Origin of the sequence: Flavobacterium granuli (genome assembly GCF_900129705.1) — a bacterium.
GTDB classification, from domain to species: Bacteria; Bacteroidota; Bacteroidia; order Flavobacteriales; family Flavobacteriaceae; genus Flavobacterium; species Flavobacterium granuli.
In genome coordinates, this window is sequence record NZ_FQWO01000003.1 from 134,282 (window position 1) to 154,793 (window position 20,512).

Below are 20,512 nucleotides of genomic sequence, written 5' to 3' on the forward strand. Positions count from 1 at the left end.
GATTTGTTGATAAGATTTTTGCGTATACATTTGTCAAGATTGAATCAATTATTTATCAGGAAATTGATGAAAAAAAGGCAATAAAGTATAGCTGCTTGAATTTGATGCTTTAGGTTGCAACTAAAGTTTACTAATGTTAATAAATTTAGATTACTGGTTTTGAAGTGATTTGTGGATTCTTTTCCTGATTTTATGGTATTTTTTATGAGTTGGATAATACCTGTTAGCTGTCATGTTATTAAAAATTAAAGCAACAATAAGTAAAATAAGAACGCCACTTAGAACAGGAGTAATGACATACCAATAACCAAGATTTTTAATTTCGGATGATCCCGTTACTGCTATCAAAGCAGTGGCGCCTCCAGGTGGGTGTAGCGTTTTTGTCATTTGCATCATAACTATAGAAAGCGATACAGCCAGTGGAGCAGTAATCCAAATAATGTCAGGGGCAAGTTGTTGTACCGTGACTCCAATTATTGCCGAAACCAAATGTCCGCCCACAAGATTTCGGGGTTGTGCCAATGGACTTTGAATCACACCGTAAACTAGCACACTTGAGGCACCAAAAGACCCTATTAAATAGACGATATCTGAATGTGGTAAAGTTTGGGATTGTAAATAAGTAATGATTCCGATGCCAATAAAAGAGCCTAAAAAAGCCCAAAAATGTTCTTTGTAATCAACCAAAGTTTCTTTGTAAAGAATGTATTTGGTTTTGCGGTAGCTTCGTTTAATTTTTTGAATGGCCATGAATGCTATTTTGTTAAACTTGGAGTATAGGTATAAACGTTATAAGGATAAATTATCTTGGCAGTATATTTTGAGATGAGGCAAACCATTAAAATAGGTAGAAATAAGGTGTAATCATTTGTTAGGCCACAAACTAAGAAAATTGCGGTAAAAGGCGCATGGATACTGGCACTGAGAACGGCAGCCATTCCTATGACCATAAAATTTAGTGGAATCACATTGACATTAAAAAAAGTATTTAAAGTCGATGCAACTAGTAATCCTAAAAAAGCACCAATAAAAAGGCTTGGTGCAAAAACACCGCCATCTCCGCCAGAAGCCAAAGTGGCTGAAGTTACGATGGGTTTTAAAACTATAATTCCGACATAAGTAAGGGCTAATGACAGTGTCAGCGGTATTTCATTCGTAGGATTGAAAAGAGTTTTTAGGGCATGATAGCCTTCTCCATAAAGTTGTGGAAACAGCAATAAAGAAACAGTCAGAATGACTGAGCCAATAATTATTTTGTAATAATGGGTTTCAATTTTTGAAAATTGTGATTTAAAAAACAAAACACAACGCGTAAGATAAACCGAATTTAGCCCTGCCAAAATTCCTAAAAGGATAAAATAAGGAATGGCTTTTAGATGCCAAGTCGTAATGGTTAATGCAAACAAAGGTTTTTCATCCAAGAGAGAAATAAGGCCAAATGCGACTGTGACAGCAATCAAATTACTGATTAAAAAAGCTCGGGTTACTTTTCTGGAAATAACTTCCAATGCAAAAAATATCCCAGCCACAGGGCTGCTGAATAAAGCAGTAATTCCCGCTGCAATACCAGCGCAGATCAATTCGGTTTTGTATTGTTTAAAAACGTTTTGCTTTCTTTGGGCAACAGAGCCAATCGTTGCCGAAGCAACTACCGTTGAAACCTCAATCCCTGTTGATCCTCCAAAAATAACGGTCAATAATCCGTTGATAAAATGCGATGGTATCTTATAGTTGGGCAGGTTTTTGGATTTGGAATTGGTGCTTTCAAAAATTTCTTTGATGCCTTTATTTTCTTTTTTTCTAAAAAGATATTCCCGAAGAAAATAAATGACCGAAAGTCCAAAAATTGGAAAAATGACAAAGAATAGTGGATTTACAGTTGCTTTATGAAAAAATATTTCCTCGTAATATTCGGTTATTTTTTTTAAAGCAACTCCTAAAAAAGCAGACAAGAAACCAATTAGAACAGAAACAATGACTAGTTTTTGAAATTTTATAAACTGGTAATTTTTTTTAATGCGGCTGGTATTGTTCATTTAAAAAGTATTTTAGGATGTATTTATTTTCAAATAAAAACAAGAATTGCTTATTCAAAATACATGTGTTTTTTAGAGCATCACAAATTTAAAGAAAGAAAGTCGGATTGAGATTTAAAATAGCGTTATAATCTGGTGTTTTTGAAAAACCTTTGTGAATTCTGTTTTTCCAATAAAAAAAAAGGATCTATTTTTCGTAAAATTCTATAGGAAGTTCATCCGGATCAGCAATAAAAGTAAAGCGTTTATGAGTCGTTTCATCTATTCGGATAGGCTCTGATTTGATGGTTTTGGAAGTTAAATAATTTATTGTTTGATCTAAATTATCGACTTCAAAAGCCAAATGGCGTAATCCTGTAGCTTCCGGTCTGGATGTCCTTGTTGGTGGATTTGGAAACGAAAAAAGTTCAATCGCGTACGCACCATTTAAAGCCAAATCCAGTTTGTAAGATTTTCTTTCCTCGCGATAGATTTCCCGGATAATGGTCAATCCTAAAACATCAGTATAAAAAGTTTTCGATTTTTGATAATCGGAACAAATAATGGCAATATGGTGTACTTTGTTTATAGAAATCATGGTTATTTTAAATAAGTCATTTCAGGTAGATTTGCGTTTGGGTCTTGTGCTAAAGCATCGGAATGAAGTTGATTTATTAACTTTTTGGTTTCGTCGATATCATGAATTCTAAAAAGAAATTGAACTTCATTTTGATCATCGGCATTTTGCCAAATGTTTTCTAAATACATTCCTTGCGAAGCATGAAACAATTTGTCCTTTTCTAAAATCTCTTTGATGGTTTCCAATGGAACATTATAGAGTTTTGCTAATAGGTGTGGCATAATTTATTGGTTTAATTTCCGAATCACTTTTGCAGGATTTCCCACAGCCAAAGAATTGGCAGGAATGTCTTTTGTAACAACAGAACCTGCGCCTATAACACAGCCTTTGCCTATGCTAACTCCGGGACAAATGACTGAATTGCCACCAATCCAGCAATCGTCGCCAATGGCTATGGGTAAAGCATTTTCGAGTGTTTTTCTCAATTCGGCATCAAGAGGATGGGTTGCGGTATACAACTGAACTCCCGGTGCAAAAAAGACATTGGAACCAATAGTTACTTTGGTACAGTCTAAAACGACACAGTTTACATTGAAATACACATTTTCGCCACAGTAGATGTTATAACCGTAATCGCAAAAAAAGGGCGGTTCAATATAGAGGTTGGCTCCCGCATTAGGGATTAATTCCTTAATGATTTCTCTCGCTTTTTTAGTAATTCGATATTCGGTAACGTTCAGTCGGTGGAGTAGATTTTTTGATTTGCGTCTTTCTTTTACTAAAACAGGATCTCCAGCTAGATAATATTCTCCGGCAATCATTTTTTCTTTTTCGGTTTTCATTATGATGTTTTTTAGATAAGACCAAGTTAGTATGTCCACTGATAGTTTTGCAGGTTTTTTATACTTTCAGAAAGCTTTTCCTGATTGTGATTAAAACAAAAATAAACAACGTATAAAAGATAAAAAACGGGACAATATATTCAATCAATCCCATAGGCAACATCAGGGCAATAATAAGCAATTGAAAGCCGAGGCCGTAAACAGAGACAAAGGTCATAAACCAGTTAGGAAAGGTTTTAACCTTGTAAGCTTCTTTGTCCATGGTATGAATTATTATGTCAAAAATTCCATAAACAATAGTGTAAATAAAGAACAAAATATCTACTGATTTTTGACTTTCTCCCGGTAAAGCTTTTGGTGATTTGTTCTCGAATATTTTACTGGTTTTATCGCCTCCTTCTGATTTGTTTCTTAAGATTACATAGTAGTAGTTGTATAAAGTTCCTTGTAATTGTATGCAAAAAAAAGCCAGAAATGCTAGCCAAATTGTAGTTTGCGAAACGTAGCAAACGGTCATTAGAAAGAGAAAATTAAGAACAATATCGAACACGCTGTCGAGATACCTTCCGGTATACGATGGCGTTTTTTTAATTCTTGCCAGTTCACCGTCGGCAGCATCAATAATTGATTTTAAAATAATAAAAAAACCGGCCAAAATGTAATAGCCCTCCAGAATGCAGAAAATAGCAATAGCACCAGAAACCCCAAAAAGTAAGGTGACATGGATGGGAGTGATTTGAGTATTTTTTAATTGGTTGGCAAACAGTTTCGCCAATGGTCTGCCATAATCGGACAGATCCAAAAATTTATCCTGGGCAGCAAGTTTAGACATTTAATATTTTAAACAAAGAAATGCGACAATATAGTCAGGGTATTTAAGTATGTTTTATCATTATTTGGATAATCGATGTAGGGTGAACGTCATCGCTGTCAGTAAAAAGAACGCCATTATTTGGTGCGCTAAACCTAACCATAACGGTACGTGGTAAAGCAAGGTGAAAACACCCAATGCAAATTGCAAAAACACAACGACTACCAAAGTGTTGATTCCTTTTTTCTGTGGCTGTGAAAGCGTATATTTTTTACTTTTGAAATATAAGGCAAGGATTAATCCTACTACGACATAGGCCATGGTTCTGTGAACAAACTGAACTCCACTTTTTCCTTCAACAAGATTTAAGAAAAGTGTTTTTTGTTCTATAAAAACGCTATCGTGAATCAGTTGGCCATCACTCATTAAAGGCCAGTGATTGTGTATCAAACCAGCATTTAAACCCGCAACAAATCCTCCGTAGATAATTTGCAACAGCAGAAAAACAAAAGCTATACGAGCCAGTTTTCTTAAAGAAAAATGAATTTGGGTTTTGTTTGGATAAATCAAGTCCAAGGCAACCCAAAGAGTGTAAGCAAAGGTGATAAAAGCAAAAGTTAAATGCAGAGAAAGTCTGAAATGGCTTACGTCTGGGTTGTCGATTAAACCGCTTTTTACCATAAACCAACCTAAAAATCCTTGGAAACCTCCCATGAATAATAGGACAATACATTTTCTTATCGTTTCGCTTGAAAGTCTTTTTTTAATCAAAAAATAAACAAACGGAATGATAAAAACTAAGCCAATTATTCTTCCTATAAAACGGTGAAACCATTCCCAGAAATAAATGAATTTATAGTCGGAAAGGGTGAAATCATTATGAATGTTGATTTTTTGGTATTCGGGAAATTGTTTGTAACGCTCAAAAGTTTCCTCCCATTTTGCTTCGGTAAGCGGCGGGAAAGTATCGGTTACCAAATGCCAATCTGTCATGGATAGTCCTGAATTAGTCAATCGGGTGATTCCGCCTACGACAACCATTACAAATAAAAGTACACAACCTGATAATAACCAAAAGACAACTGATTTATTTTCCTTTTTCATTGTTTGAAAGTAATTTTGTAAAGATATTTTAAAAAACAATTATTTCTTAATTCAACAAGCGTTAATTTTTAGTCCTAATTTTTTAGCTTTTTTTAGCATAAAATCATAGGCTGCTTGATAGTCGTTTGGGATTTCGCCTTCAAGAATTGCCTCTTTTATCGCTTCTTTAAGAATTCCGATTTCTCGGGATGGTTTCAAATTAAAAATTTCCATGATTTCTTCTCCTGAAATGGGCGGTTGAAATTGACGTACATGGTCGCGTTCTTCCACTTCCACAATTTTTTTTCGAACAATTTCAAAATTATTATGGTATTTTTTGAACTTACTTGGGTTTTTAGTAGTGATGTCAGCCTCGCATAAGGTCATTAAATTCTCTACATCTTCACCTGCATCAAAAACTAAACGACGTACGGCTGAATCAGTCACTGTATCTTGCGATAAAACAATAGGACGAGAACTCATCATTACCATTTTTTGAACAAATTTCATCTTTTGGTTCAATGGCATATGCAATCTTTCGAAGATTTTTTTGACCATTTTTCCGCCTAAAAATTCATGTCCATGAAAGGTCCAACCTTGTTTTTTGTTGAAACGTTTGGTAGGGGCTTTCCCAATGTCATGCAATAAAGCGGCCCAACGTAACCATACATCGTCCGTATTTGGGCAAATATTGTCAACGACTTCCAATGTATGATAGAAATTGTTTTTATGGGTATGTCCTTCAATTTCTTCGACCTGATTCAAAGCAGTTAATTCAGGAAGAATAATTTCTAAAAGGCCTGTTTTGAATAATAGTAAAAACCCAACGGATGGTTTATCAGTTGAAAGGATCTTGTTCAATTCATCAACAATGCGTTCACCGGAAATGATTTTAATTCGCTCCGCATTCTTCTGAATGGATTCCAACGATTTTTCTTCGATAGCAAACCCCAATTGATTGGCAAAGCGAATGCCTCGCAACATGCGTAAAGGGTCGTCAGAATAGGTGATATCGGGATCAAGTGGTGTTCTTAAAGTTTTGTTTTCAATGTCTTCTAATCCGTTAAATGGATCTAAGAGTTCCCCGAAGTTTGTGGTATTCAAAGATAAAGCCAGCGCATTAATGGTAAAGTCACGACGATTTTGATCGTCTTCGAGGCTCCCATTTTCAACGATAGGATTTCTGCTGTCTTGGGTGTAAGACTCTTTTCGAGCGCCCACAAATTCGATTTCGGTATCCTCAAAACGGAGCATTGCCGTGCCGTAGTTTTTAAAAACCTGGACTTTTGGTTTTTTTGGAAGTAAGTCCGAAACTTTTAGAGCCAGTTCGATTCCGCTGCCAACGGCTACGATGTCGATGTCTTTTTTAAAGTCCCTTTTTAAAATCAAATCTCTCACAAAACCACCAATGACATAGCTGTCGATGTTGAGTTCTTGTGAAGCTTGAGAAATGACTTCGAATATTTTATTGTTTAATGCTGATTTGTAATTCATGTTTTTTGCCACTGATTCGCAGATTTTTTTTGATATTTTAAAAAAATAAATTCACAGATAATAAAAATCAGTTATTATGAATTTATAATTCTTTTATGATCAAGAGAGTTTTTATTAAAATTGACCCAAAGGGCTAATTTATTGTCGGAAACTTTTAGATAATTTATACATTGTGCAATATGACTATCATCGAAAGAATTACAAGATTTTATTTCAAGAATTATTTTATCAAAAACCACAAAGTCTGCATAGAATTTATGTTTTAAAATAACACCTTTGTAATTTACTGCATATTTTTTTTCTCTTTCAAATGGAATTTTAGAATTATTAAATTCAAATTCCAATGCATCTTTATAAACTATTTCAGAAAACCCTTTTCCGAGATTTTTATGAAAATCAAATAAAATTCCGATTATCTGATACGTTTCTTCTTCATATAAGTATTGAGACATAATTTTTTTAAAATCGTATTTAATTTTTGATAAAAATCAGCGAATCTGTGGCTAAAAAAAACTATTTGCGTATAATTTTTACCTGAGAATCACTGCTCAATTTTATAATTGTGGATGGTTTTCCGGCAATTTTATCGCGATGCAAATTTACAACATAGTCTACGCCTTTTATAATTTCGGGGCTAATTTCTTTGAAACTTTTTGGAGTGGGTTGACCCGAGATATTTGCTGAGGTTGATACCAGCGGTTTTTTCATGCGCTCCAATAATTTAAAACAAAACGGCTCTTTTACTAATCTGATACCTAGTGTATTGTCTGTTGCGACAAGATTTGGAGCTATATTTCGTGGTTTGTCCAGTACTAATGTGGTTGGGTTTTCGGAAAGATCCATAATTTGCCAAGCAACTTCAGGAATTTCTTTGAAAACATTATACATCATTTTTTCGCCATTCATCAAAACGATCATGCTTTGGGTTTCGGCTCTTTGTTTGAGTTTGTATATTTTGGCAACTGCCTCAGGATTTGTGGCATCACAACCTATTCCCCAAACGGTGTCAGTAGGATAGAGGATGATGCCGCCTTCTTTTATGATTTCATAGGCGTTGTGTACTTCGGTATTGATATCCATTTTCTTATTTTTTAATTTATTTTTATAAGAGTATTATGCTATTCTTATGAGGAAATCACTTTCTGTTTTAATTATATTTTGTCACTTTTTCGTAATGTTTGTTAGTACTAATATAGTATTCTTTATAAAATATACTTAATATAAACTTCTCTTTAAGAAAGAATTTAAATTTAATTTTTCATTGGACTTAGTTTTGTAGCCTATTGTAGCTGCCATTATATAGCCCAATCCTTCTTTATATTTGTAGATGTTTAAATAATTCCATTTTTAAAAGTTAAACAGGCTTGTACTAGTAAATATTCTAATATAAAATTAGTTTTATTTTTCTTTAAAACGGTATCAATATTCTCAAATGAAAAAGATAAAAAGGTGTAGGTTAGCTTTAATTGATTTCTAGAAGGATGTTGTAATATCAAATTGAAAAATAGTTTTTTTTAGATACTCGTTTTTATTCCCACATTTGGAATTGTCAATAAAGTGGTAAAAAGTTTGTCTTTCCAATACATTTGTGTTTTCAAATGAATACAGAAAAAGAATTAGTTTATTATTTGTTTTTTATAGTTTTATTAGGAAATTTTGAACGGAACCAAAAAATGATGTTGTTATTATACACTGCTAGTTTTTTCATTAAAATAGTTTTTGACTTATTTTTGTCACTAACAAAGTGGACAGGCAGGTATTTTACTTTTAGTTGGTTATGGTGGATATAAACATTAAGTAATCTCTCTGACATAAATCCTAATACTCTTTCTTGATATGGATTTTTTGATATTTCAATTTGTTGTTCTACTTTTTCAAGGATTGAAAATAGCCAAGTGGAATAATCTGCCACTAGTTCTTTTTTAGCAATGAACATGTTAAAAGGCGAAAAAGCATTATTTTTTATCATTATTGTCTTAAAGGAATCCATGTATTCAGGATATAATTCATTAAGAGTATGAGTTAAAATTTCAAAATCCTGAGGTAAATGAGATAATGAATAATGACTATATAAAGATCTTGTTTTTACTAATTGATTTGGCAAAATGATGTCGCATTTATCCAAAAAGTGTTGTTTAAAGATGTAATTTTGAAAATTTGAAGAGAAATAGTCTTCGGTTATTTCAGTAATTTTTTTTGATTTTTTACTTTCTGAAAAATCAAAAAACCTTCTATAGTGACAAAGTCCAATAGTATCAACGAAATTTAAATTTTTCCATGCCCAATAAAGAGCGGTTAATTCGCAATAATTTTTATTTTTAGAACTAATATTGATTCCAATGTTATCTGCCTGATAAGGTAAGTTGAATTGACTTATTTCCTTTCCAACATGTATCGGTAGAAAAGATTCGTTTGGAATATAATTAAAATTCTTGTGTGTGCAAATTAGAATTTTAGTGTTCATAGTTATAAAATTTAAAGGAAAATTTTGCTTTTTTGTAGGGCAGATGCTATTATTTGGTGCATATCGTAGTATTTGTATTCAGCTAATCTTCCTCCGAAAATTACAGTATTATCTTTTTCTGAAAGAGTTTTATATTGATTATAAATAGCATTGTTTTTATTGTCATTTACAGGATAATAAGATTCTTTTCCTAAGCTCCATTCATCAGGATATTCGTAGGTCACTACTGTTTTCTTTTGTGTGCCAAATTCAAAATGTTTGTGCTCGATAATTCGTGTATATGGAATTTGGCTTTCTGTATAATTCACAACAGCATTGCCTTGAAAATTTTCTTGATCCAGAATTTTAGTTTCAAATTTTAAACTGCGGTATTCAAGACTCCCAAATTGATTGTTATAGAACTCATCTATTTTTCCTGTAAATACTATTTTTTTAGCTAGTTTAGTTAATTCTTTACGGTTAGCAAAAAAATCAACGTTTAGTCTCACTTCAATACCTTCTAATAAACCTTCAATTAATTTATTGTAGCCGCCAATCGGAATCCCTTGGTATTTATCGTTAAAATAATTGTTGTCGTAGGTAAATCGCACAGGCAATCGTTTAATAATAAATGAAGGTAATTCCGTTGCTTTGCGTCCCCACTGTTTTTCAGTATATCCTTTGATTAATTTTTCATAAATATCAATTCCTACTAAAGAAATAGCTTGCTCTTCCAAGTTTTGAGGATTTGTTATTCCAGAAGCTTTTACTTGTTCTTCAATTTTATATTTAGCCTCTTCTGGAGTTTTTACACCCCATAATTGATAAAAGGTGTTCATATTGAAAGGCAAGTTGTATATTTCGTTTTTGTAAAATGCTAAAGGGGAGTTAGTGTAACGATTGAACTCAACAAATTGATTGACATAATTCCAGATCTCTTTATCATTGGTGTGAAATATATGTGCTCCATATTTGTGCACATTTATATTTTCGATTTGTTCACAAAAAACGTTGCCTCCTTTATGATTTCTTTTGTCTATAACTAAACATTTTTGTCCTTTTTTCTTTGCTTCATGAGCAAAAACAGCTCCAAATAATCCAGATCCTACTATTAAATAATCGTATTCAGCCATTCTATACTTGCTTTGATTTTATAAATGATTAATGTGCCTCTATTCTTTTTAAATAATCCATTGCGCGAGGACTAATCCAAGTACCTTTTATCACGGCATTAGAATAATAGCGGATTAAATTTTTGAGTATTAAAATATTTACTTTCAATTTTGGAATGAAAAAGAAAACGAGCCCTAAAGAGGCTAATACTGTTTTTTCTATGAGTATTGATGTTATCAAAAGGAATTGAATAGTGAAATTCTCTAAGCCTCGGGTATGTTCATTAAAGTAAACATGTTGAGAGATTAAAACTTCTGTTTTTGTTAACGCTTTTGTTTTGATATTTATCCTTGAAGCTCCACCATGTTTATGTATAATAAAAACACTTCTTATTAAACCTATTTTACCTCCTTTATCGCGAACTTTTTTGCAAAGATCTACGTCCTCAAAATATAGCCAATATTTCTCTGTCCACCCCTTTACTTTGGTAAACCAGTCTTTACTCATGAAAATTACGGCTCCTGTTGCCCAATCAGGGAAAATGATTTCTTTTTCAGGGTTGTAGTTTAGTTTAATGTTTCTTTTTTTTATTAATTTTAACAATGCTCGTGATAATCCAAATAACGTTTTTAGACTTGGAAAGAAACGTATTTCATTGTATTTTTTATTTGATTCATTAATTTGAGTACAGCAAATGATTCCTAGATTAGAATTTCCAGATGAAGTATTCCAAAGTTCATAAATCGCATTTTCAGTAATAATTGTATCAGGATTTAGGAAGAATAAATAATTTCCTTTTGCAATAGATGCTCCCATGTTACATCCATTCGCAAATCCATTATTTCCTGAGTTTTCTATAAAAAAAACAGAAGGAAAGAGTGTTCTAAAATCCTCAATCCTTCCGTCATTTGATTGATTATCGACCACAATTGTTTCTATTGTAAATCGATTACTATCTATAGAAACGATAGATTTAAGACAGTCTTTTAAATCGTTCCAGCTTTTATAGTTTACAATGATAATTGATATATCAACCATTTATTTTTAATTTATACCGCTACGTCATATTCTCTCAACGCATTGTTTAGAGAAGTTTTCAAATCGGTAGATGGTTTACGTGTACCAATGATTAATGCGCAAGGCACCTGAAACTCGCCGGCAGCAAACTTTTTAGTGTAGCTTCCAGGAATTACAACAGAACGAGCAGGAACATATCCTTTCATTTCTACAGGTTCATCACCAGTTACATCAATAATTTTGGTAGAGGCAGTCAAGCATACATTAGCCCCAAGAACGGCTTCTTTACCTACGTGAACGCCTTCAACCACAATACAACGAGAACCAATAAAAGCACCGTCTTCAATGATTACCGGAGCAGCTTGTAAAGGCTCAAGGACTCCGCCAATTCCTACTCCACCACTCAAGTGAACATTTTTGCCAATTTGAGCACAGCTTCCTACTGTTGCCCAAGTGTCTACCATAGTTCCTTCGTCTACATAAGCACCAATGTTTACATAACTTGGCATCAAAATAACGCCACTAGAAATATATGCACCATAACGCGCTACTGCATTAGGAACTACACGAATTCCCTTCTCGGCATAACCTCTTTTTAGCAACATTTTGTCATGGTATTCAAAAATGCCAGATTCCCATGTTTCCATTTTTTGAATAGGGAAATACATCACCACAGCTTTCTTTACCCATTCGTTTACTTGCCATCCTTCACCAACTGGTTCGGCAACGCGAAGTTTTCCTGAGTCCAGTAATTCGATAACTTCTCTAATGGCAGTGGTAGTTTTTTCTTCTTGTAACAAGGCTCTGTTTTCCCAGGCTTGCTCTATAATTGTTTGTAATGAATTCATCTTTTTGCTAATTTTTGTACAAATATAAATGGATTTTTTAGAAAACGAGTTCGTTTTTGTAATACTAACATATTTATTGTTTTTGTTTGAAAAAAAAAGATATCGATATGTAAAATTCGATATGTTGATAACACAAAAGAATATGTCGGCATTTTTTTTATTTAATGAGGTTTTCTGCTGCGATGTATAATAATTTATCACACAAATTCTTTGTGTATCTTTGCAAAAAAAGAAAACATGCCTAGAATTCTATCGATAGATTACGGACAAAAACGGACCGGAATTGCCGTAACTGATGAAATGCAAATTATCGCCTCTGGATTGATAACTATTCCAAGTGCGACAGCTATTGATTTTTTGAAGGATTATTTTGCCAAAGAAAAAGTAGAAGCGGTTCTTATTGGAGAACCCAAACAGATGAATGGGGAGCCTTCGGAAAGTGCGTCCATTATAAAAGGTTTTGTGACTCATTTTACCAATCATTTTCCAGATATGAAAGTCATTCGGGTTGATGAACGTTTTACTTCAAAAATGGCTTTTCAAACGATGATCGATAGCGGATTGAGCAAAAAACAACGTCAAAATAAAGGTCTCGTGGATGAAATTTCGGCCACGATAATGCTGCAGGATTATTTGAATAGAAAACAGTTTTAGACTTTGATATTTAATCAACTAAAACAGCTTAAACGTTTTCGTGATTTCTAACTTTTTAGAGGCTTTTTTATGTTTTTTTTTGCAATTTTATGAAGTACCTTTGCACTTTAAATTTTTGCTATGCCTGACACAACAACCCAAACAAATACTGATGTAGTTCTTATTGGAGCCGGAATAATGAGCGCCACTCTGGGCTTAATTCTGAAAGAACTGCAACCCGATATAAAAATTCAAATTTTCGAAAGATTAGATATTGCAGCTGCCGAGAGTTCTGATGCCTGGAATAATGCCGGTACAGGACATTCTGCTTTTTGTGAATTGAATTATACCCCTGAGAAAGAAGATGGTAGCATAGATCCGAAAAAAGCGATCAGTATTGCTGAATCTTTTGAAGTTTCTCGCCAATTTTGGGCTTATTTAGTGGAACAAAAAAAGGTTCCTTCACCTGAGAATTTTATTAAAAGGGTTCCTCATTTGAGTTTTGTATGGGGAGATAAAAATGTGGCTTATCTTAAAAAAAGATTTGAAACTTTACAGCAAAATAATCTATTCAAGGAGATGGTATTTACTACTGATTACTCTCAAATGGAAGAATGGATGCCTCTGGTTATGGAAGGTAGAAAAGAATCGGATAGTTTTGCGGCAACGACAATGCCTATTGGTACTGATGTTAATTTTGGGGAATTGACCAGAAGTATTTTTAATTATTTGGGTACGTTGGATGGTGTTAGTCTTCATTTTAATCATGAAGTTAAGAAATTAAAACAGCAAGATGATAAATCTTGGAGAATAAAAATCACTGATCTGGCTAGAGGTGAGAAGAAAAAAATAAATACCAAGTTCGTTTTTATTGGAGCAGGAGGAGGTTCATTACCTTTATTGGAGAAAGCAGATGTTCCTGAAGGAAAAGGATACGGAGGTTTCCCAGTAAGTGGGCAATGGCTAAAATGTATCAATCCGGAAGTAATTGCAAAGCACAAAGCGAAGGTTTACGGTAAGGCCAGCGTGGGAGCTCCGCCAATGTCGGTTCCTCATATTGATTCCAGAATGATTAATGGAGAAAAACAACTTTTATTTGGCCCTTTTGCTGGTTTTTCTACTCGATTTTTAAAGAATGGCTCTTATTCTGATTTGCCTTTATCGATAAAGACCGATAATATTATTCCTATGATTGCTGCTGGAATAAAAAATATTCCTTTGACAAAATATTTGATAGAACAAGTGAGGCAATCGCCAAAGGATCGAATCAATGCGCTAAGGGAATATGTTCCTTCTGCCAGATCTAAGGACTGGGTTTTAGAAAGAGCAGGACAAAGAGTGCAGGTAATTAAGAAAGATGAAAAAGAAGGTGGAGTATTGGAATTTGGAACTGAGGTGATTACTACAGCCGATGGTTCTCTGGCAGTATTGCTGGGTGCTTCTCCGGGTGCTTCTACCGCTGTTTCGATAATGGTGGATTTAGTAGGAAGGTGTTTTAAAGAAAAACTCAATACGCCGGAATGGCAAGAGAAAATAAAAGAGATGATTCCTTCTTATGGTCAGACATTAAATGATAAACCGGAACTCTTGAATGAAATTAGAGAGAAGACCGCTTCGGTTTTAAAGCTAAAATAAAGATTAAAGTCCTATAGGAAATCCCAACATTGCGTTGGGATTTTTTTTGTTTAAGATTTCAATAAAAGCTGGGTTGTTTTCAGGATGTTTTCGGATAAATTTGTGAGCCAAATGAGTTGTTCAATGACCATTTGTGCTTCCTGCATTTTTGTTTTATACATTTCTTCATTCATGCTATCTGATTTTTTTAGCTCTTCTGAACGGATGTTTTTCAACTCTGTGAATCGTTTGCTTAATTCTTCGCTGACTGTTTGTTCCGCTAATTCTATTCCGTCTTCTTTTAAAAGAATAATGGCACTTTCCAGGTTTTCGATAACTTTATCAAACACCATATTGAAGGCTTCCGAGGCTTCGGTGGTTTTATGAGATTGGATGTAAGTGCCTAATGAAGCTGCTGATGATAATAAGGAATGATTGAGAACCGTCAATTTATACACTTGTGGTAATTTATTCTGTTTCGACTTTGGTTCTTGAACCATTCTTTGAAAAGAAGCCATTAGGTTGCCAATTTCAATAAAGGCATGTTTTCTAGCGAGACGGTATGAGGTGGATACGTCTCCCTTTTTATTGTAAAAAATAGAAATTTGTTTTAAATAGTTTTTATTGGCTTCAATTGATTTTTTTAAATGTTGCGGAATGTTTAAAAACTCCCAGGAAGGCCACAGAAAATGGTTTGCCAGAAAAGACAAAGTAGCTCCGACTAATGTGTCTAAAATTCGATATTGAATAACATCTTGAATATTGGGCGTTAGAATGCCATATATAAAGATGACATATAAAGTTACAAAAGTAGCTCCAACTTTATAATTTGTAGGGGTAAATGAAAAACCCAAAAGCATAGAAATCACCGCAAGGCAACCAATTATGGTAGTGTTATGGATTATGGATAGCATCCCAAAAGCAATTAATACACCTAGAAAGGTTCCGAAAATCCTTTCGTAGGTTCGCTGTTTTGTAAGACCGTATCCTTGACGTAGGATTACCACAATCGTGAGAACAATCCAGTAGGAGTTTTGAAATGGAAGTAGTTGTCCAATGAGCAATCCTGCCAAAATAGTAATTGTTAATCGGATGGAATGCCTGAAAACTGTCGAGGAAAAACTAAGATTTTCGATCAGAGTGCTTAAAGGATAATATTGTGGACTTATGAATTTTTCTAAATCTTTATCTTTTCCTTTAAAGTCTTGTAAATTGATAGTTGATGTAAAAGCACGCTCCAGAATTTTGATTTTTTCTACTTGTTTCTCTGCATAGTGAAGCATGGTTGTTAGCATCAAAACCCCTTCGGAAGCTTCAATTTTTCCTAAATCATTTTCATAATGGTTTATAGCAAATTCTAGTTTTTGCAGGTCATTGATCAGGTTGTGTTTTGGAACGTATTGGCTTCTTTCTTGGATGCTTTTTGATATTTTTTTGAGAGTTGAAGCCAGGTTATATGCTAGATTTTGATAGGTTTTTAACACTTTTGGATGATCATCAAATTTTTGATGTAATTTGTTGTGATCAAATGAGGTTGATATCGCTAATTCTAATATTTCCACAAGGGAAATAAATACAATAAGCATCTTTCTGTTTTGATTGGATGATCCGGAATTTGTTCGGTTTCTTATCAGAACTTCTCTTATGTTTTCGTGAATAGTATTTAATTCTACTTGTAGTTCCAGCTGTTTTTTGGTAATGTCTTTTCTGTTAGAGTTTAATTCCCATAAATCACCTCTAAGTTTTAGGTATTTTGAGGTCAATCGGATGCAGTCGGCTATTTGTAATTCAATATAACGGTTGGGTTTGATATAGAAAAAGATAAGAGAAACCAGCAAATAAAATAGGCCTCCCAAGAGTATGAGTCCTGAATATTCTAGCATTTTCCAGCCTGTATGTAAGTGGGCAAAGGCCAGTGATATCGAGAGTAAGGCCGAAAAGGAAACCATGTTAGCTCTTTGACCGTAAACAGAAATCATTGATAAGATGAAAATCAACACTGTTAGCAGTGGATAAAAAAGCCAAGGATAAGGATGAATAAGGTTTATTATTAAGTTGACGCCAGAAACAATAAATACGGTAACCAGTATTCCATTGACTTTGTGTTTCAGATTACTTTGAATATCACTCGGATAAGTAAAAAAAGCACCAAGAGCTAAGGTAAAACCAATTTCGAAATAACCTAAATAAGAAAACACCAATACTGGAATAACTGCTGAGATCGTTATTTTTAAAGCATTGGTGAAATAGGTACTGTCTGTAAATTTCTGGATAGTAGAAACCATAATTTGTGTGTTACTTACAAAGGTATGAATTGTACGATTTATCTATAGTGAAAATAGCTGCGATTTATAATTAAATTATAAAAAAGTACTATTTATCAATTTGGGATTAACCATTGTCTAAATTTTTACTATTTTTGCCAATCCAAATTTTGAAGGTTTGAAACCCTCGATTTTGATGGGTAATACTTAATATAACAACAATGATTTTACCAATTATAGGATATGGTGATCCGGTTTTGAGAAAAGTAGGAGAGGAAATATCATCTGATACTCCAAATCTAAAAGAAACGATTGCTAATATGTACGAAACGATGTATAATGCTTGTGGTGTTGGCCTTGCAGCTCCCCAAGTTGGAATGGCGGTTCGTTTGTTTGTAGTCGACACGACTTCTTTTAGTGAAGATGAGGATCTGGAAGATTCTGAAGTTAAAGAGTTAAAAGGATTTAAACGTACTTTTATCAATGCCAAAATCGTAAAAGAAGAAGGCGAAGAATGGGTTTTTAACGAAGGCTGTTTGAGTATTCCGGATGTTCGTGAAGATGTTTCCAGAAAAGAACGTATTACTGTAGAATACTGTGAAGAAGACTTCGTGATGAAAACAGAAGTTTTTGACGGATTGATTGCCAGAGTGATTCAGCATGAATACGACCATATTGAAGGAATTTTGTTTACGGATAAAATATCATCTCTTAAAAAACGATTGATTCAAAAGAAATTGAAAAATATTATGGAGGGAAAAACATTCCAAGAATATCGAATGAAATTCTTTGGTAAAAAAGGAAGATAATTTATTTTTTTCTGTTGGTCTTGGTATAGTTTTTGATTTTTAACAAAAAAATAATACGAATTGATTTCTTAATAATAATTTAAAAAAAAATGAATTTAGAAAAAATATTATCCATTTCGGGAAAACCAGGTTTATACATTTTAAAAGTGCAAACACGTACTGGATTTGTAGCAGAATCATTAGCTGATGGAAAGAAAATAACAGTAAATTTAAAAAGTAATGTAAGCTTATTATCTGAAATTTCTATATATACTTATGAAGGCGAAAAACCATTGGCGGAAATTATGAAAAGCATTGCTGCCAAAGAAAACAATGGTCCTGCAATTTCTCATAAAGAAGATAATGCAACGTTAGCGGCTTATTTTAAAGAAATTTTACCTAATTATGATGAAGAAAGAGTTTATCCTTCAGATATCAAGAAGATTTTAAATTGGTACAATACAATCCAAGCCAAAGGATTAGTGGTTGAAGAAGCAGTAGCAGAAACTGAAGCTGTTGAAGCAACAACAGAAACAGAAGAAGTTGTAGCCGAGAAACCAAAAAAAGCTAAAAAAGTTAAGGAATAGTTTTTCCTTTTTTTTGAATAAATTAATCCTGCATTCTATATTAATGGACTGCAGGATTTCTTATTTTTACACAAAACCAAATGCAATGAACACAAGACAAACACAGCTTCAGGCTTTCGAGAGATTATTAGATATCATGGACGATTTGCGAGAGAAATGTCCTTGGGATAAAAAGCAAACCCTGCAAAGTTTAAGGCATCTTACTATTGAAGAAACCTATGAACTTGGCGATGCTATCTTGGATAATGATTTGGCAGAAGTCAAAAAAGAGTTGGGTGATTTACTATTGCATATTGTTTTTTATGCCAAGATAGGCAGCGAAACAAATGATTTTGATATTGCCGATGTTTGTAACGAAATTTGTGATAAATTGATCCACCGCCATCCTCATATTTACAGTGACACTATTGTGAAAGATGAAGAAGAAGTCAAGCAAAACTGGGAGAAATTGAAACTTAAGGAGGGCAAAAAGTCTGTTCTGGAAGGAGTTCCCAGAAGCTTACCGGCGTTGGTAAAAGCGAGCAGAATTCAGGATAAAGTGAAAGGCGTTGGCTTTGACTGGGAGGAATCACATCAGGTTTGGGATAAAGTCCAAGAAGAATTGCAAGAACTGCAAGATGAGGTCGAAGCCGGAGATCAAGATGCTGTTGAGGCCGAATTTGGCGATGTACTTTTTTCGATGATTAATTATGCCCGATTTTTAAATGTAAATCCCGAAGATGCTCTGGAAAGAACCAATAAAAAGTTCATTAAGCGTTTTCAATATTTAGAAAGTAAGGCGGGAGAATTGGGCAAGCCTTTGATGGATATGACTTTGGCTGAAATGGATGTTTTTTGGGAAGAAGCTAAGAAAATTTAGTATCTAATGAATCATTTTATCACGATTAAAAATCGTGAACTTAATCTACTGTTGAATTTCAAATTAATATAATGCCAGAAAATAAAACCGAATTAAAACGTTCTTTAGGTTTAATAGACGCTACGAGTTTAGTTGCCGGTTCCATGATAGGATCCGGGATATTTATTGTAACATCAGCTATGGCCAGAGACATTGGGTCTGCAGCCTGGTTGTTAATTATATGGTTAGTTACAGGTATTATAACCGTTGCGGCAGCATTGAGTTATGGTGAATTGGCAGGAATGATGCCTAATGCGGGCGGTCAATTTGTTTATATCCAGCGCGCTTACGGAAGGTTAGTTTCTTTCCTTTACGGCTGGACTGTTTTTACCGTAATTCAAACAGGTGTTATTGCTGCTATTGCAGTTACTTTTGCTAATTATGCCGCTATTTTCTTTCCAGTTTTAGATCAAACGCTTTTTAAAATAGGTACTGGTTTTGTTTTTTCATACCAAAAGCTTTTAGCTATTTTTAGTATAGTACTTCTAACGTATATCAATACTAAAGGGGTTGAAAGTGGAAAAACGGTTCAATTGGTTCTTACTTCGGCTAAATTAATAGCGCTATTTGCATTGATTATTTTAGGGCTGTATGTAGGTTTGCAAACGAATGTTTTGGCTGATAATTTCACAAATATGTGGGAAGCAAGTAAAACGGTTGTGAATCCTGACGGTTCAATTACGGTTACCAAATTAGCGGGAATGGCACTTTTAGGCGCTGCTGGAGCCACAATAATAAACTCATTGTTTTCTAGTGATGCTTGGAATAATGTTACTTTTATTGCCGGAGAAATCAAAGAACCCAAAAAGAATATTCCGCGTAGTTTGTTCCTTGGAACTTTGATTGTTACCGTTATTTATGTTTTGGCAAATTTGGCTTATTTAGCTTTGTTGCCAATGCATGGAACACCAAATGCGGTTGATATTGCCAGTAACGGAATCATGTTTGCCAATAATGATAGAGTAGGGGCGGCGGCAGCAAGTATGATTATGGGTAATGTCAGCGTTTTTGTAATGGCTGGATTAATCATGGTTTCGACCTTTGGGTGCAATAGCGGTTTGATTCTTTCGGGTGGAAGATTGTTTTTTGCAATGGCAAAAGACGGCTTGTTTTTTAGGCAAGCAACGGAGTTGAATAACAATCAAGTGCCTGCCAAAGCTTTATGGGTACAATGTATTTGGGCTTGCGTGCTTTGTGTTTCGGGAAAATTCGGGGATTTGTTAACCTATGCTACTTTTGCGTCGTTATTGTTTTATATATTGACGATTTTAGGTGTTTTTATTCTTAGAAAAAAAGAGCCCAATGCTGATAGACCCTATAAAGCATTTGGTTATCCATTTGTACCGGCACTTTACATTGTGGTCACCTCGGCAATTTGCATGACTTTGTTGATTTATGATACGTTCAATACAGGATTGGGATTGTGTATTGTGGCTTTAGGAATTCCGGTTTATTATTTTGTAATGAACAAGAAAGATTAAT

Annotated in this window: 21 protein-coding genes; 6 read left to right on the top strand and 15 right to left on the bottom strand. The window is 33.9% G+C overall.

All coding sequences use genetic code 11. The features are described 5' to 3' along the window. Positions 1-150: 150 nt before the first annotated feature. The 14 genes from BUB25_RS05600 to BUB25_RS05665 form a co-directional block, all read right to left on the bottom strand. Complete coding sequence (locus BUB25_RS05600) at positions 151-750, bottom strand: HPP family protein (RefSeq protein WP_072941438.1); 600 nt, start codon at positions 748-750, stop codon at positions 151-153. Positions 751-755: 5 nt separating this feature from the next. Next, positions 756-2,036: a chloride channel protein gene (locus tag BUB25_RS05605; RefSeq protein WP_072941442.1), complete on the bottom strand. Its 1,281-nt coding sequence runs from the start codon at positions 2,034-2,036 to the stop codon at positions 756-758. Positions 2,037-2,223: 187 nt separating this feature from the next. Further along, complete coding sequence (gene gloA2, locus BUB25_RS05610) at positions 2,224-2,613, bottom strand: SMU1112c/YaeR family gloxylase I-like metalloprotein (protein ID WP_072941445.1); 390 nt, start codon at positions 2,611-2,613, stop codon at positions 2,224-2,226. A 2-nt stretch (positions 2,614-2,615) separates the two neighbouring features. Further along, positions 2,616-2,876, bottom strand: a complete 261-nt coding sequence (locus BUB25_RS05615; RefSeq protein WP_072941448.1) for a hypothetical protein — start codon at positions 2,874-2,876, stop codon at positions 2,616-2,618. Positions 2,877-2,879: 3 nt separating this feature from the next. Further along, the gene (locus tag BUB25_RS05620; protein ID WP_072941451.1) at positions 2,880-3,437 is read right to left on the bottom strand and encodes a sugar O-acetyltransferase; all 558 of its coding nucleotides are present in this window, start codon (positions 3,435-3,437) and stop codon (positions 2,880-2,882) included. Positions 3,438-3,495: 58 nt separating this feature from the next. Continuing rightward, entirely contained in the window at positions 3,496-4,269 is a 774-nt protein-coding gene (locus BUB25_RS05625; protein ID WP_072941454.1) for a CDP-alcohol phosphatidyltransferase family protein, read from the bottom strand. A gap of 60 nt (positions 4,270-4,329) precedes the next feature. Then, a complete protein-coding gene (locus BUB25_RS05630) occupies positions 4,330-5,352 on the bottom strand; it encodes a COX15/CtaA family protein (protein WP_072941457.1) in 1,023 nt (340 codons plus the stop codon). Between the two features lie 51 nt (positions 5,353-5,403). Then, positions 5,404-6,825, bottom strand: a complete 1,422-nt coding sequence (locus BUB25_RS05635) for a CCA tRNA nucleotidyltransferase (protein WP_072941459.1) — start codon at positions 6,823-6,825, stop codon at positions 5,404-5,406. Positions 6,826-6,899: 74 nt separating this feature from the next. Continuing rightward, on the bottom strand, positions 6,900-7,277 hold the full coding sequence (locus tag BUB25_RS05640) for a GxxExxY protein (protein ID WP_072941462.1): 378 nt from the start codon (positions 7,275-7,277) through the stop codon (positions 6,900-6,902). Positions 7,278-7,338: 61 nt separating this feature from the next. Next, positions 7,339-7,905, bottom strand: a complete 567-nt coding sequence (locus BUB25_RS05645) for an L-threonylcarbamoyladenylate synthase (RefSeq protein ID WP_072941464.1) — start codon at positions 7,903-7,905, stop codon at positions 7,339-7,341. Between the two features lie 544 nt (positions 7,906-8,449). Further along, positions 8,450-9,289 (bottom strand): DUF4422 domain-containing protein, encoded by an 840-nt coding sequence (locus BUB25_RS05650; RefSeq protein WP_072941467.1) that lies wholly within the window; start codon positions 9,287-9,289, stop codon positions 8,450-8,452. Positions 9,290-9,300: 11 nt separating this feature from the next. Further along, positions 9,301-10,401: a UDP-galactopyranose mutase gene (glf, locus tag BUB25_RS05655; RefSeq protein WP_072941471.1), complete on the bottom strand. Its 1,101-nt coding sequence runs from the start codon at positions 10,399-10,401 to the stop codon at positions 9,301-9,303. Between the two features lie 28 nt (positions 10,402-10,429). After that, a complete protein-coding gene (locus tag BUB25_RS05660) occupies positions 10,430-11,419 on the bottom strand; it encodes a glycosyltransferase family 2 protein (protein WP_072941474.1) in 990 nt (329 codons plus the stop codon). Positions 11,420-11,430: 11 nt separating this feature from the next. Then, the gene (locus tag BUB25_RS05665; RefSeq protein WP_072941477.1) at positions 11,431-12,246 is read right to left on the bottom strand and encodes a 2,3,4,5-tetrahydropyridine-2,6-dicarboxylate N-succinyltransferase; all 816 of its coding nucleotides are present in this window, start codon (positions 12,244-12,246) and stop codon (positions 11,431-11,433) included. A 237-nt stretch (positions 12,247-12,483) separates the two neighbouring features. Here BUB25_RS05665 and ruvX point away from each other — a divergent pair, with 237 nt between their 5' ends. Together ruvX and BUB25_RS05675 are read left to right on the top strand one after the other, a co-directional pair. Further along, positions 12,484-12,900: a Holliday junction resolvase RuvX gene (gene ruvX / locus BUB25_RS05670; protein WP_072941481.1), complete on the top strand. Its 417-nt coding sequence runs from the start codon at positions 12,484-12,486 to the stop codon at positions 12,898-12,900. 120 nt (positions 12,901-13,020) lie between these two features. Continuing rightward, positions 13,021-14,514, top strand: coding sequence for a malate:quinone oxidoreductase (locus BUB25_RS05675; RefSeq protein ID WP_072941484.1), 1,494 nt, complete (start codon positions 13,021-13,023; stop codon positions 14,512-14,514). A gap of 50 nt (positions 14,515-14,564) precedes the next feature. Here BUB25_RS05675 and BUB25_RS05680 read toward each other — a convergent pair whose 3' ends face one another. Continuing rightward, positions 14,565-16,778 (bottom strand): FUSC family protein, encoded by a 2,214-nt coding sequence (locus BUB25_RS05680; RefSeq protein ID WP_072941486.1) that lies wholly within the window; start codon positions 16,776-16,778, stop codon positions 14,565-14,567. A 200-nt stretch (positions 16,779-16,978) separates the two neighbouring features. On the opposite strand from BUB25_RS05680, the gene def reads away from it, so the two are divergent. The 4 genes from def (at position 16,979) to BUB25_RS05700 (ending at position 20,511) form a co-directional block, all read left to right on the top strand. Then, positions 16,979-17,566, top strand: coding sequence for a peptide deformylase (def, locus tag BUB25_RS05685; protein WP_072941489.1), 588 nt, complete (start codon positions 16,979-16,981; stop codon positions 17,564-17,566). 89 nt (positions 17,567-17,655) lie between these two features. Then, positions 17,656-18,132 (top strand): DUF5606 family protein, encoded by a 477-nt coding sequence (locus BUB25_RS05690; RefSeq protein ID WP_072941492.1) that lies wholly within the window; start codon positions 17,656-17,658, stop codon positions 18,130-18,132. A gap of 85 nt (positions 18,133-18,217) precedes the next feature. Beyond that, complete coding sequence (gene mazG / locus BUB25_RS05695; protein ID WP_072942072.1) at positions 18,218-18,991, top strand: nucleoside triphosphate pyrophosphohydrolase; 774 nt, start codon at positions 18,218-18,220, stop codon at positions 18,989-18,991. Positions 18,992-19,062: 71 nt separating this feature from the next. Then, positions 19,063-20,511: an APC family permease gene (locus tag BUB25_RS05700; protein WP_072941494.1), complete on the top strand. Its 1,449-nt coding sequence runs from the start codon at positions 19,063-19,065 to the stop codon at positions 20,509-20,511. Position 20,512: the final 1 nt, after the last annotated feature.